General features: G+C 61.8%; 12 protein-coding genes. 11 read left to right on the top strand and 1 reads right to left on the bottom strand.

Annotated elements, in window-relative coordinates; all coding sequences use genetic code 11:
- Window positions 1–170 precede the first annotated feature (170 nt).
- The 11 genes from F8N85_RS23755 (at window position 171) to F8N85_RS23705 (ending at window position 11,264) form a co-directional block, all read left to right on the top strand.
- Entirely contained in the window at window positions 171–1,226 is a 1,056-nt protein-coding gene (locus F8N85_RS23755) for a spermidine/putrescine ABC transporter substrate-binding protein (RefSeq protein WP_150805953.1), read from the top strand.
- A 98-nt stretch (window positions 1,227–1,324) separates the two neighbouring features.
- Entirely contained in the window at window positions 1,325–2,185 is an 861-nt protein-coding gene (locus F8N85_RS23750; protein WP_150805952.1) for an ABC transporter permease, read from the top strand.
- Window positions 2,182–2,988: an ABC transporter permease gene (locus tag F8N85_RS23745; RefSeq protein WP_150805951.1), complete on the top strand. Its 807-nt coding sequence runs from the start codon at window positions 2,182–2,184 to the stop codon at window positions 2,986–2,988. The genes F8N85_RS23750 and F8N85_RS23745 overlap by 4 nt, the downstream gene beginning before the upstream one ends.
- Entirely contained in the window at window positions 2,981–4,060 is a 1,080-nt protein-coding gene (locus tag F8N85_RS23740; RefSeq protein WP_150805950.1) for an ABC transporter ATP-binding protein, read from the top strand. The genes F8N85_RS23745 and F8N85_RS23740 overlap by 8 nt, the downstream gene beginning before the upstream one ends.
- Window positions 4,061–4,120: 60 nt before the next feature.
- Window positions 4,121–5,404 carry a nucleotide disphospho-sugar-binding domain-containing protein gene (locus F8N85_RS23735; RefSeq protein ID WP_150805949.1) on the top strand — a complete coding sequence of 428 codons (1,284 nt, stop codon included), beginning with the start codon at window positions 4,121–4,123 and terminating at the stop codon, window positions 5,402–5,404.
- Window positions 5,397–5,771 (top strand): cupin domain-containing protein, encoded by a 375-nt coding sequence (locus tag F8N85_RS23730; RefSeq protein ID WP_150805948.1) that lies wholly within the window; start codon window positions 5,397–5,399, stop codon window positions 5,769–5,771. The genes F8N85_RS23735 and F8N85_RS23730 overlap by 8 nt, the downstream gene beginning before the upstream one ends.
- Before the next feature lie 103 nt (window positions 5,772–5,874).
- Window positions 5,875–6,219, top strand: coding sequence for a cupin domain-containing protein (locus tag F8N85_RS23725; protein WP_150805947.1), 345 nt, complete (start codon window positions 5,875–5,877; stop codon window positions 6,217–6,219).
- 5 nt (window positions 6,220–6,224) lie between these two features.
- The gene (locus F8N85_RS23720; protein ID WP_150805946.1) at window positions 6,225–7,271 is read left to right on the top strand and encodes an aminoglycoside phosphotransferase family protein; all 1,047 of its coding nucleotides are present in this window, start codon (window positions 6,225–6,227) and stop codon (window positions 7,269–7,271) included.
- Between the two features lie 14 nt (window positions 7,272–7,285).
- On the top strand, window positions 7,286–8,794 hold the full coding sequence (locus tag F8N85_RS23715) for an aldehyde dehydrogenase family protein (protein WP_150805945.1): 1,509 nt from the start codon (window positions 7,286–7,288) through the stop codon (window positions 8,792–8,794).
- Window positions 8,795–8,827: 33 nt separating this feature from the next.
- The gene (locus F8N85_RS23710; protein WP_150805944.1) at window positions 8,828–9,793 is read left to right on the top strand and encodes an NTP transferase domain-containing protein; all 966 of its coding nucleotides are present in this window, start codon (window positions 8,828–8,830) and stop codon (window positions 9,791–9,793) included.
- Window positions 9,786–11,264: an aldehyde dehydrogenase family protein gene (locus F8N85_RS23705; RefSeq protein WP_150805943.1), complete on the top strand. Its 1,479-nt coding sequence runs from the start codon at window positions 9,786–9,788 to the stop codon at window positions 11,262–11,264. Before F8N85_RS23710 ends, F8N85_RS23705 begins: the two co-directional genes overlap by 8 nt.
- 7 nt (window positions 11,265–11,271) lie before the next feature.
- Here F8N85_RS23705 and F8N85_RS23700 read toward each other — a convergent pair whose 3' ends face one another.
- Window positions 11,272–12,177 carry a LysR substrate-binding domain-containing protein gene (locus F8N85_RS23700; protein ID WP_150805942.1) on the bottom strand — a complete coding sequence of 302 codons (906 nt, stop codon included), beginning with the start codon at window positions 12,175–12,177 and terminating at the stop codon, window positions 11,272–11,274.
- Window positions 12,178–12,206 lie beyond the last annotated feature (29 nt).

The following is a 12,206-nucleotide window of genomic DNA, read 5'->3' as shown; positions in this document are numbered from 1 at the left end:
GTGGGACTCATGCACCCATCTTATGTCATGCGCGGCGCGTCAGTCAGGCGCAAGAAAATGATTGACATCTTTCTTTTCTGGTCCTAATTTCTAAAAAAAAACATAGCAAAACGTTTCTTCTTTGCCGTACTGCCTTCGATCACAACAATAACAGTCGTCAGGTGAGCATTATGAGAAAGCTGAAAGACCTTCTGTGCGCAGGATTGGCCGTTTCCATAGGCATGGCCGCCTCGGCAGCAAGCGCCAAGGACATGGTGATTTCCATCTGGGACGGTTACATGGCCCCTGATGCACTGGACACGTTCAAGGCGGCCAGTGGCGTCGAGGTCGACAAGGCCTTGCACGCGACCAACGAAGAAATCATGGGCAAGCTGATGGCGTCCGGCGGAGAAGGCTACGACGTCGTGTTCGTTTCATCGCCCTTCGCCGAAGTCCTGCACAAGCAGGGACTGCTGGCAGACATCGATCCGGTCAAAGTCCCCAACCTGAAAAACCTCTACCCCGAAGCGACCCGCCTGGAATATGACCCCGGCAACCACTTCTCGGTCCCCTACACCTGGGGCACCACGGGCATCTGCTATCGCTCCGACAAGGTCAGTCCCGCCCCCCAAAGCTGGAACGAGCTGCTCAACCCCAGTGACGCCCTCAATGGCAAGGTGACGATGCTGGCCACCGACCGCTGGATGCTCGGGGCGGGGTTCCTGGCCAAGGGCTGGTCGGTCAATGACGGTGACAGCAGCCATATCGCTGCCGTCCGCGACCAACTGACCGCCACCAAGAAACGCATTCTCGCCTTCGACGACACCACCTTTTATTCCAAGCTCGCTTCCGGCGAATCGCTGATGGCGCATGCCTGGGATGGCTGGTGCAACTATGGAACCCAAGCCAACGCCGCCATCAAATTCGTGGTGCCCAAGGAAGGTTCCGACCTGTGGGTGGACACCATGGTGGTGCTCAAAAGCTCGAAGCATCAGAACCAGGCGTTCCAGTTCGTCAACTTCATGCTGGCCAGGGAAAACCACGTCTGGGTCGCGGAAAACATCCTCTACAAAATTCCGAACCAGGCCGCAATGGCCGGTTTGTCCCCCGAGCTGCTCAAGCAATACCCGAACCTGACAATCGCCCCCAGCGACTTGTTGAAGATGGAGCAATTACGCGATCTGGGCGGCACCACGCAGAAGGCCTACACCCGGGCCGTCACCGAGATCATGGCGGCACAGAACTAGGCCACCAGGCCCTCGTCCGGTTCTGAACGAGGCATGCCGCTGCATGCCTCGCCACTCTTCGCAAGCCACCCTGTGTCCGGGGTTGGAGGATATTCCTAATGAGTGCTTTGCATGCTGACAGGCGTCTGTCGGCCTGGCTGCTCACGCCTGGCTTGGGCTGGTTGCTGGTTTTTCTGGTAGTGCCCTGTGTGTTGGTGTTGGTCTACAGCTTCGTCGAGCGCGGTGCCTATGGCGGTATCGACTGGGTGTTCAGCTGGGAAAACTACCAGCGCGCCTTCGACCCGCTGTACCTGGGAATCCTGCTCAAGTCGGCGAAAATCGCCGGCCTGGCGACCCTGTTTGCGGTGCTAATCGGCTACCCGGCGGCCTATGCGATTGCCCGTGCGCCTCGTCGGCGCCAGGCAGTGTTTCTGTTTCTGGTGATGTTGCCGTTCTGGAGCAACTACCTGATCCGCACCTATGCATGGATCGTCCTGCTCAATCGTGAAGGCCTGATCAACCGCCTACTGCAATTGCTGGGCTACAGCGGTGAGCCGATCAGCCTGCTGTACACCGAAGCGTCGGTGGTGCTGGGGCTGGTCTACAACTACATCCCCTTCGTCATCCTGGCGATCTTCTCTTCGTTGTCACGCATCAACAGCGAACTCTGGGACGCCTCCAAGGACCTCGGTGCCTCTGGCTGGATGACGTTCCGGCGAATCATCCTGCCCCTGAGCGTGCCCGGCATCGCCGCCGGCTCGGTGTTCGTCTTCGTCCTCAGTATCGGCAACTTCATCACCGCCGACCTGCTGGGCGGCAAGCAGGTGCAAATGGTCGGCAACCTGATCTATTCGCAATTCCTCACGGCGCGGGACTGGCCGTTCGGCGCGGCGCTGAGCTTCTTCCTGATCGCGATCATGTTGATCCTGTTGTTCATCCAGGCGTTGATCGCGCGCCGTGCAGAAGGGGGCCGCGCATGAGCCAGCCACGTTCTCCCGGCACCGCCGTCCTGAGTGCGCACCTGGGGCTGGTCTATGCCTTCCTCTATGTGCCGATCCTGGTGCTGATCCTGCTGTCGTTCAACAAGTCCGGGCTGCCCACCGCGTGGGGTGGTATCTCGTTCAAGTGGTACGTCGCGCTGGCCCATAACACGGCGATTCTTTCGGCGGCACTCAATACCCTGGTTGTAGCGCTATCGGCGACCTTTATTGCCTGCGTGCTGGGGACTTTCCTCGCATTGGGCGTGGAGTTAAGGCGCAAGGGCAACGACAAGGGGCAGGTGGTCGATACCTTGCTGATGGCACCGATGATTATTCCCGACATCGTGCTGGCCATAGCGCTGTTGAGCTTTTTCAACCTGCTCAAGGTCGGCCTCGGCCTGCATTCGATCATCGTCAGCCATGCGGTGTTCAACATCGCCTTCGTCTGTGCGGTGGTGCGCACCCGGCTCAAACACTTCGACTACTCGATTCTCGAAGCCTCCATCGACCTCGGCGCAAGCTGGTTCACCACGTTCCGGCGGGTGTTGCTGCCGGCGATCTTCCCCGGCGTGCTGGCGGGAGGGCTGCTGGCGTTCACCCTGTCGGTGGACGAATTCATCATTGCCTTCTTCAACTCCGGTTCCGGTCAGGCCTCGACCACGTTGCCGATGCAGATCTACGCGATGATCCGCTTCGGTGTCACGCCGGAAATCAATGCCCTGGCGACGCTGGTGATGCTGGTCAGCATCACCGCGCTGCTGGCCTCGCAGCGTCTCAACAAGGCTCCTCGCACCCATGAATAATTCTTCTGCGGTACTGATTCTGGACAAGGTCAGCAAGTCCTATGGCAGCGGTCTGGCGGTCGACGAGGTGTCGTTGAATATCCGCGAGAACGAGTTCTTTGCACTGCTCGGGCCCTCCGGCTGCGGCAAGACCACCTTGCTGCGGATGCTCGCCGGCTTCGAAACCCCGAGCTCCGGCTGCATTTACCTGGATGGCCTGGACATCTCGCCACTGCCGGCCAACAAGCGTCCGCTGAATCTGATGTTCCAGTCCTATGCACTGTTTCCCAACATGACGGTGCGCAAGAACATCGCCTACGGCCTGGAGATGGAACGCCTGCCGGAGGCGGAAATTCGGCGGCGGGTCGACGAGGTGCTGAGCACTGCGCAACTCGGTGAACTGGCCGAACGCAAGCCCGATCAGCTGTCCGGTGGCCAGCGTCAGCGGGTTGCCCTGGCCCGTGCATTGGTCAAGCGGCCGCGGGTGCTGTTGCTCGACGAACCCTTGGGCGCACTGGATAAAAAGCTCCGGGAAAAGATGCAGCTGGAGCTCAAGCGCCTGCAACACGAGAGCGGCATCACCTTCATCATCGTCACCCACGATCAGGAAGAAGCGCTGGTGATGTCCGACCGCATGGCCGTGCTCGACGGCGGCAAGGTCTGCCAGTGCGGCAGCCCGACCGAACTCTACGAAAATCCCAACAGCCGCTTCGTCGCCAACTTTATTGGGGTCAGCAACCTGTTCGAAGGCCAACGCGCGGGCGAGCAGCGCGTGCTGGTCAGGGGGCAGGAGTTGAAGGTCGAAGGGCAGGCGGGAACGACCCGTGGTGAAGCGGTTGCCGTGGTGGTGCGCCCCGAGCGTCTGCAGGTGCTGGGAGAGCAGGCCAGCGACTGCGACAACCAGGTCGAGGGGCGGATCGTCGAAGTTGCCTACCACGGCCTGGACACCAACCTGCATGTACAAACGGCCCTCAGCGATAAGGCGCTGATTGTCCGCGTGCCGTCCTCGCAGTTCGAGTTCGCGCACTTTGCCAGCGGTATGAACATCCGGCTGGGCTGGCACGCCCGGCATGCCCGCGTACTGACGCACTGAGCACTGACGCACGAGCATGACGCACCAAATAATAAAAAGACCAGGCAGGAGTACCTCTCGATGAAACAGAAAGTGATCGCCTTCTTTCCGGAAGCCGCTTATGGCCCGGCCCTGAATTCGGTCGGCATCGCCCAGGCATGCGAGGCCCTCGGGCACAAGGCGGTGTTCCTCACCGACCCGGGCATGAGTGGTGTGTATGCCGGTTATGGCTTCGAAGAGCACATAGTGAACATGTCGGCGCCGATGCCGGCCGAGGAGATGGCTCGCTATTGGCTCGACTTCATCAACGGGCATATCCCGAACTTTCGCAAGTCGCCGCTGGAACAGATCGACAACTATGTGAAGGCGTGCTGGGCCGCCATCGTCGACACGGCCAAATGGGCCCAGAAGGACCTGCCAGCGGTACTGGAAAAGGTCAAGCCGGACATGATTTGCGTCGATAACGTGATCCTGTTCCCGGCGATCAAGCAATACGGCAAGCCCTGGGTACGGATCATTTCCTGTTCGGAGAATGAGATCGAAGACCCGGACATCCCGCCGCACCTGTCGGGCATGAGCATCGACGACAAGGCCGGGCACGCACAATTTCGTCAGCGCTTCGAAGAGGTGGTCGGGCCGATTCACCAGGACTTCAACCGTTTCCTCGAGGCCCATGGCGAGCAGCCGTATCCGTTGGGCACCTTCTTCGAAGCGTCGCCGTACATGAACCTGCTGCTGTATCCGGATGCGGTCAAATTCGAGCGCCGTCATCCGCTGCCGGCCGAGCGTTTCCATTACCTGCAAGGTTGCGTGCGCAACGACACCGCGTATGAGATCCCCGAATTCCGCGCCAACAACGACAAACCGCTGCTCTACGCCAGTTTCGGCAGCCTCGGTTCCGGTGATGTCGAGCTGCTCAAGCGGCTGATCGCGGCAGTTGGCAAGCTGCCCTACCGGGCCTTGTTCAATGTCGGCGAACACCTCGACGAGTACCCGGATCTGCCGGACAACGTGCAGATTTCCAACTGGTTCCCGCAGCCCTCGGTCATCGCCCAGGTTGACGCGGTGATCCATCACGGTGGCAACAACAGCTTCACCGAATGCCTGTTCTTCGGCAAACCGGCGATTGTCATGTCCTACGTCTGGGACGGTCACGACAACGCCATGCGCGCTGAAGAAAGCGGTCACGGCTTCAAGCTCGACCGTTACCAATGGACCGAGGCGCAGCTGGCGCAAAAGCTGGCGGCTTGCCTGGACGACGAATCGATGCGCCAACGCTTGCAACGCACCAGCGCCCAGATGCAATCACGCAAGGGCCCGGAAGACGCGGCAAAAATTCTTGATGAGGTACTCAAACGTGACTGACCCAAACACCACGGCGGGCAATACGCCGTTCCTCGAAGCCGTGAGCAGTCGCACCGACCTGGTGGATTGGGGAGTGCAAAGCGATGCCGTCGAAGGCGTCTCGCGTTCCAGCGGCCGCTTGTTGTTCAAAGGCCCGGACAACCGCCCGGAAACCGGCTTGTGGGTCTGCACCCCGGGACGCTGGCGGCTGTCGATTCCGCGTGACGAGCTGTGCCATTTCCTTGCAGGTGTTGCCACCTACCGCAATGACGACGGCGAAGTGATCGAGGTCCGCCCCAACACCCTGGTGCTGTTCCCGGCCGGCTGGACCGGCGAATGCCACGTCCGGGAAACCCTGCGCAATGTCTACATGCTGGCTGAAGACTGATGGTGTTTTTTAGAAGATCGCAGCCTGCGGCAGCTCCTACATGGATCGGGGGCGGACGCCAAATCGATTCACGGAATAAACACACTTTTTTGGAGAACACCCAATGACTACCCCGTTTCTGTATGACCCGCTGAACATCACCGAAACCAAGGATTGGGGCGTGATCCCGACCATGCTCGAAGGCGAATCCAGGGTGTCTGGCGTGGTGCTGCACAAAGGCCCTGAAGGCCAGTCCGAATGCGGTCTGTGGATCTGCACCCCAGGCCAGTGGTTTTGCCATGTGACCAGCGACGAGTTCTGCCATTTCCTGGAGGGTCGTTGCACCTATGTGCATGAGTCCGGCGAGGTGATCGAGATCAAGCCCGACACCATTGCCTTCTTCCGCAAGGACTGGAAGGGCGTCTGCACCGTCCATGAGACGGTGAAAAAAGTCTACATGATCCGGTGAACGACATGACTGATGCAGTTCAATCGCCAGCGGCACGTGCCGCTGCGCGGGAGGCTTTTCTGGCCCGTGCCGGGTACGCCGGTATAGCCCTCGAAGCCTTGCCGGCGGATGCCTCGAGCCGGTGTTATTTCCGTCTGGCCGATGGCGCAACCTTGCTGATGGATTCGCCGCCGGCCAGCGAACCCTTGGGTCCCTATCTGCAAGTCGCCCGTTACCTGCAGCGCCTGGGGCTGTCAGCGCCGAACATCCTCGCCGCCGATGAAGAGGCGGGCCTGGCACTGATCGAAGATTTCGGTGAGGGCACCTATACCCGGCTGCTGGCGGCCGGCCATGGGGAGAAGGCATTGTATCGGCTGGCCGTCGATACCCTGGTCGAACTGCATCGGGCACCGGCCCCAAGTGCCGAAGAGCTGCCGCCCTACGATGCGGCCCGGTTGGCTGACGAGTACGCGTTGTTCATCGATTGGTATGCGCCGTTGCTGATCGGTAACGAAGCGGCCAAGGCACTGCGCGAGCCGTATCTGCAGCTGTTTGCCAACGCTTGCACCGAGGTGGCGGGGCGCCGTGAAGCGCTGGTGTTACGCGATTTTCATGTCGACAACCTGATGCTGCTCGAAGGTCGCAGCGGCGTCGCCGCCTGCGGCTTGCTGGATTTCCAGGACGCGCTGTTCGGCGCCTCGGCCTATGACCTGATGTCGTTGCTCGAGGACGCGCGGCGCGATGTGCCCGAATCCTTGCGTATCGCCTTGTTGGCCCATTACCTGATGCAGCGACCGCTACTGGACGCCCAGCGTTTCATCAGCGACTACCGGATCCTGGCCGCACAACGGCATGCCAAGGTGCTGGGGATTTTTGTCCGGCTGGCCTGGCGCGACGGCAAGCGCGGCTATCTGGCGTACCTGCCGCGAACCCTTGGGTTATTTGCCCGGGCCCTCGACACCCAAGCGCTGCATCCATTGCGCGAGTTCCTCGAGCAGAACCTGCCGGGCTGGCGCGACGGATTGCCGCCAGCCGCGCTTGATCGGCTTGCCGGATGCCGCCCCCTTTCTTGACCAAGGAATTTCCCATGGCCACTTTTCACTGTGACACCGCTTTGCGCTTCATCAACCCCGAGTACCTGGCACCGGCCAGCCGCCGTTTGCGCGAGATCTTCGATCCGGCGACGCTTGCGCGCGTCGGGCAGATCGGCCTGGGCGACGAAGTCGATGTGCAAGCCGCTGTCGATGCGGCCAACGCAGCACAAAAGGAATGGCGCAAGATCGATGCGAAAAGCCGCGCGGCGCGCCTGCATCAATTGGCCAACACCATCGAGCAGTCCATCGAGCGCAACCGCGAAGTCGCCCGGCTGATGACCCTGGAAATGGGCAAGCCTTTTCCCGAGGCCATGGGCGAACTGGCCAACTGCGCGCCGATTTTTCGCTACTACGCGGAAATGGCCCGGGACGACGCCGGCAAAGTCGCCGGCACCACGCAGATCGGCTCGTTCCAGCATGTGCGCTACGAGCCTTATGGCGTCAGCGTGCACATTATGCCATTCAACTTTCCGATCCTGTTGATGTGCTGGACCGTCGCCGCCTCGCTGGCCGCGGGTAACGCCTGTATCGTCAAACCGGCGGAAGCCACCACGCTCTGTACCCTCAAATTCATGGAGCACTTCACTTCACTGCTGCCGGGGTTGATTTCCTGTGTGCCGGGCGATGCGCTCACCGCGCAACTGCTGGTGCAATCGGCGGGCACCCATGCGGTGGCCTTTACCGGCAGTGTCGCGGCGGGCAAGGCGGTGGCGGTGGCCTGCGCCGAACGGATGAAACCCTGTGTAATCGAGGCCGGGGGCAGCGACCCGTTGATTATCTCCCGGCATGCGCCGCTGGACGTGGCGGCGGCCGGCGCGGTGACGGCTGCGTTCCACCTCAGCGGGCAGATCTGCACCTCGGCGGAACGCTTCTTCGTGGTCGACGAGGTCCATGACTGCTTTGTCGCCAAATTCGCCGAGCGCACCCGGGCATTGCGCATCGGCCATGGCCTGGAGCGTTCGGAGATCGGTCCGATGGTCAGTGAAGCGGCGCGCGACAAAGTCATTCGTCTGGTGGATGACGCCTTGGCCAAGGGCGCGACCCTGGTGTGCGGCGGGCGGATACCACCAGACCGGCCCGTCGGCTGGTTCTATGAACCGACCATTCTCACCGGCATCACCGCCGAAATGGCGATTCTGCATGAGGAGTGCTTCGGGCCTGTGGCGGCGATCTGCCGGGTCAGCGATTTCGACGAAGCCGTGCGCCTGGCCAACGATTCGCCCTTCGGGCTTGGCGCGTCGTTGTTCTCCACCGATCTGGCCGAAGCGATGGAGGCCGCCGAGCGACTGGAAGCCGGTATGGTCTGGGTCAACAACCCGCTGATCGATAACGACGCACTGCCGTTTGGCGGCTGGAAAATGTCGGGCCTGGGGCGTGAGCTGGGTCGCCAGGGCCTGGAAGCCTTCCGCCGTTCGAAGATGGTGATCATCGATCATCAGCCGCGCATCCAGGACTGGTGGTATCCCTATGCCGATGACGTGTTCTACCGCGACCCGGCCTGATCCACGCTCCCTTGGACGAAACAGGAAGACAGCATGAGCGATCATTTTTCGTGGCCGTCCCTCGCGGTGATACTGGCCGCCGGGCAGGGCACCCGCATGTGTTCGGCGCTGCCGAAGGTCATGCACCCGGTGGGCAACCGGCCGTTGCTGGGGCATGTACTGGCCGCCGTTCAGGATGCTGGCATCGAACGTCTGGCGGTGGTGTTGGGGGCGGACAGTGGCGAGGTTGCCGACTACGTTCATCAACTGGCACCGGGCACGCAGCTATTTATCCAGCATGAGCGGCTCGGTACCGCCCATGCGCTGCTGGCGGCGCGACCGGCTTTGCAAGCGTTGGAGCAGGGCTGCGTGCTGGTGCTGTTCGGTGATTCGCCGTTGATCAGCGCAACGACCCTGGAGCGGTTGCGCCAGGCCCTGGTCGATGGCGCGGCGGTGGCCGTGGCCGGCTTTCATAGCGCCCGGCCAGGCCCTTATGGACGCTTGCTGGTCGAGGACGGCCGGCTATTGGCGATCCGCGAGGCCAAGGACGCCAGCCCGCAAGAGCTTGAAGTCGATTTCTGCAATGGCGGGGTGATGGGGTTGCGCGCCGACAGCTGTCTCTGGCTGCTGGAACAGATCGGCAATGATAATGCCCAAGGCGAGTACTACCTCACGGACGCCGTGGCGCTGGCCGTTACCGCCGGATTGCCGGTGACAGCGGTGGCAGTGGCCGAAGAGGAAGTGCTCGGGGTCAACGACCGTGAGCAGTTGCACGCCGCCGAACAGGTATTCCAGCAGCGTCGACGCCGGGCAATGCTGCAGGCCGGCGTCAGCCTGGTGGCGGCGGACACCGTGTTCTTCAGCGCCGACACGCAGTTGGCGGCCGATGTCCGGGTCGAGCCGTGCGTGGTGTTCGGTCCTGGAGTGAGCGTCGGCCAAGGGGTGCGGATCGATGCCTTCAGTCGGCTGGAAAACGTCCGTCTGGAGCGGGCACTTATAGAGGGAGTTTGCCATGGGTGACTATGAACAGCTTTATATCGGTGGCGAATGGGTCGCCCCGGTGCACAACGGTCGATTCGACACCTTCGATCCGAGCGACGAAAGCCTTCTGGCCCGTGTCGCGGCGGCCACCGCTGAAGACATCGACCTGGCCGTCGCGGCGGCCCGCAAGGCCTTTGACCAAGGTGACTGGCCACGCTGGTCGGGTGCACAGCGGGCGGTGGTGTTGCGGCGGATCGCCGAAGGCATTCGGGCCCGGCAGGATGAACTGGCGGCCCTTGAGGTGCGCGACAACGGCAAGCCTTTGCCGGAAGCCCTATGGGACATCGCCGATACGGCGGGTTGTTTCGAGTTCTATGCCGATCTGGCCGAAGCCTCGGACCAGCAACCGGAGCAGCCCATCGCGCTGGCGGACGAGCGTTTCAGTTGCGCGGGGATCAAGGAGCCGGTCGGGGTGGTGGCCGCGATCATTCCGTGGAATTTCCCGATGTTGATGGCGTCCTGGAAAGTCGCGCCGGCCTTGGCGACCGGCTGCACCCTGGTACTCAAACCTTCGGAACTGACGCCGCTCACGGCCCTTGAGCTGGCCGCCATCGCCCATCAGGCAGGCTTGCCGGCCGGCGTACTGAATGTCGTCAGTGGCCTGGGACCCGATGCCGGAGCGCCGCTGGCGGAGCACCCGGAGGTGGACAAGATCGCCTTCACCGGCAGTGTGCCCACCGGCCGCCGGATCATGCAGGCGGCCGCTGCCGAGATCAAAAACATCAGCCTGGAGCTGGGCGGCAAATCGCCCCTGGTGATCTTTGCCGACAGCGATCTGGACGCAGCGGTGGAATGGATCATGTTCGGCATTTTCTGGAATCAGGGGCAGGTCTGTTCGGCCACTTCACGGGTACTGGTGGAACGGGCGTTGTATCCGGCGTTGCTCGAGAGGTTGATCGAGGCCACAGCACGGATTCGTATCGGCCAGGGTTTCGAGGACGGCGTGCTGCTCGGGCCGCTGGTCAGCCAGGGACAACTGGACAAGGTGCTCGCGGCCATTGCCCAAGGCCAGGAGGAGGGCGCGCGACTGGTTTATGGCGGGACTCGCCCCGGGCATCTGCACAAGGGCTATTACTTGACCCCGGCGATCTTCGCCGACGTGCCGGAACACAGTTCGGTATGGCGCGAGGAAATCTTCGGTCCGGTGGTTTGCCTGCGGGCCTTCGACGGCGAAGACGAAGCCTTGCGCCAGGCCAACGACTCACCGTTCGGCCTCGCCGCGGCCGTGATGTCGCAAGATCTTGTGCGCTGCCAGCGAGTCGCTCGGCGCTTGCGTGCCGGGATTGTCTGGGTCAACTGCTCGCAGCCGACATTCGTCGAGGCGCCCTGGGGCGGCTATAAACAGAGCGGTATTGGTCGAGAACTGGGTGAATGGGGTTACAACAATTACCTGGAGACCAAGCAGATCACGCAATACATCGGCGGGCCCTGGGGCTGGTACCTGAAATAGCGAGGGGCTAAAAGCGGTAAGCCGCAGGAATCTGCCGGGCAATGAACTGCTGCATGTGTTCGAGAAAGCTGATGTGCAGTTTCGACACCGGCCCCTGAACCGGCAACAGCATGCTGAAGTCCATTTCGATCGCCGGTTCGAACGCTCTGAACAGGATGCCACTGCCGCGGTACTCGACCGCGCTGATGGCATCGACCAGCGCCACCCCCAGGCCCTGTTCGACAAACGCGCACATCGGCAGCGACAGCTGGGTCTCCAGGCGCAGTTCGCGCTCGACCCCATGGGCGGCAAATATCGCGTCGATGTGTTGGCGCGAACCGATGGATTGCGGGTAGGAAATAAACGCCTCGCCGTGCAGGTCTTCCGGGACGATCGTGGTCTTGCCTTGTAAACGATGGCCGGCCGGCAGCGCGCAGAGCATGCGAGTGGCCAACAGTTGCTCTGCGCGTGGGCTGGGGTAGGTATTGGGCAGCACGATGATACCCAGATCGCAGCGCTGGCCGACCACCAGATCCACCACCGCCCGCGATGAATGCACCACCAGCGATATCTGCACCTGATCATGCTCGGCCATGAACGCGGCGATGGCCCGTGGCAGGAACGACAAGCCCATGGCCGGTGCGCAGGCGATGTGCAGTGAACCACGTTTTAAACTGCGAATGTCCTGGGCCGTTCGGGCAATGGTTTCGACCCCGATCAGTGAGCGTTGCACTTCCTGATACAGCGTCATGGCCTCGGGGGTCGGCTGTAGCCGGCCTTTGATCCGGTCAAACAAGCTGAAACCGATGTCCTCCTCGAGGCTGGCAATCAGTCGCGTCGCCGCCGGTTGCGAGATGTGCAGCATTTCAGCGGCGCGGGTCACGGTCTGGCCCAGAATCACCGCGCGAAAGGCTTCCAGCTGACGAAGATTCATGGCGGGGGGTTCCTTCAAAAAATCCATAA

The sequence above is a fragment of the Pseudomonas fluorescens genome (assembly GCF_902497875.1).
Lineage (GTDB): Bacteria > Pseudomonadota > Gammaproteobacteria > Pseudomonadales > Pseudomonadaceae > Aquipseudomonas > Aquipseudomonas fluorescens_BR.
The sequence above is the reverse complement of the archived record's forward strand: the minus strand, read 5'-3'. Positions and strand labels throughout refer to the sequence as shown.

What these genes read in the sequence shown, in the direction of transcription:
- F8N85_RS23755 (WP_150805953.1), top strand. Translation starts at nt 171, where the DNA reads ATGAGAAAGCTGAAAGACCTTCTGTGCGCAGGATTGGCCGTTTCCATA.
- F8N85_RS23750 (WP_150805952.1), top strand. Translation starts at nt 1,325, where the DNA reads ATGAGTGCTTTGCATGCTGACAGGCGTCTGTCGGCCTGGCTGCTCACG.
- F8N85_RS23745 (WP_150805951.1), top strand. Translation starts at nt 2,182, where the DNA reads ATGAGCCAGCCACGTTCTCCCGGCACCGCCGTCCTGAGTGCGCACCTG.
- F8N85_RS23740 (WP_150805950.1), top strand. Translation starts at nt 2,981, where the DNA reads ATGAATAATTCTTCTGCGGTACTGATTCTGGACAAGGTCAGCAAGTCC.
- F8N85_RS23735 (WP_150805949.1), top strand. Translation starts at nt 4,121, where the DNA reads ATGAAACAGAAAGTGATCGCCTTCTTTCCGGAAGCCGCTTATGGCCCG.
- F8N85_RS23725 (WP_150805947.1), top strand. Translation starts at nt 5,875, where the DNA reads ATGACTACCCCGTTTCTGTATGACCCGCTGAACATCACCGAAACCAAG.
- F8N85_RS23720 (WP_150805946.1), top strand. Translation starts at nt 6,225, where the DNA reads ATGACTGATGCAGTTCAATCGCCAGCGGCACGTGCCGCTGCGCGGGAG.
- F8N85_RS23715 (WP_150805945.1), top strand. Translation starts at nt 7,286, where the DNA reads ATGGCCACTTTTCACTGTGACACCGCTTTGCGCTTCATCAACCCCGAG.
- F8N85_RS23710 (WP_150805944.1), top strand. Translation starts at nt 8,828, where the DNA reads ATGAGCGATCATTTTTCGTGGCCGTCCCTCGCGGTGATACTGGCCGCC.
- F8N85_RS23705 (WP_150805943.1), top strand. Translation starts at nt 9,786, where the DNA reads ATGGGTGACTATGAACAGCTTTATATCGGTGGCGAATGGGTCGCCCCG.
- F8N85_RS23700 (WP_150805942.1), bottom strand. Translation starts at nt 12,177, where the DNA reads ATGAATCTTCGTCAGCTGGAAGCCTTTCGCGCGGTGATTCTGGGCCAG.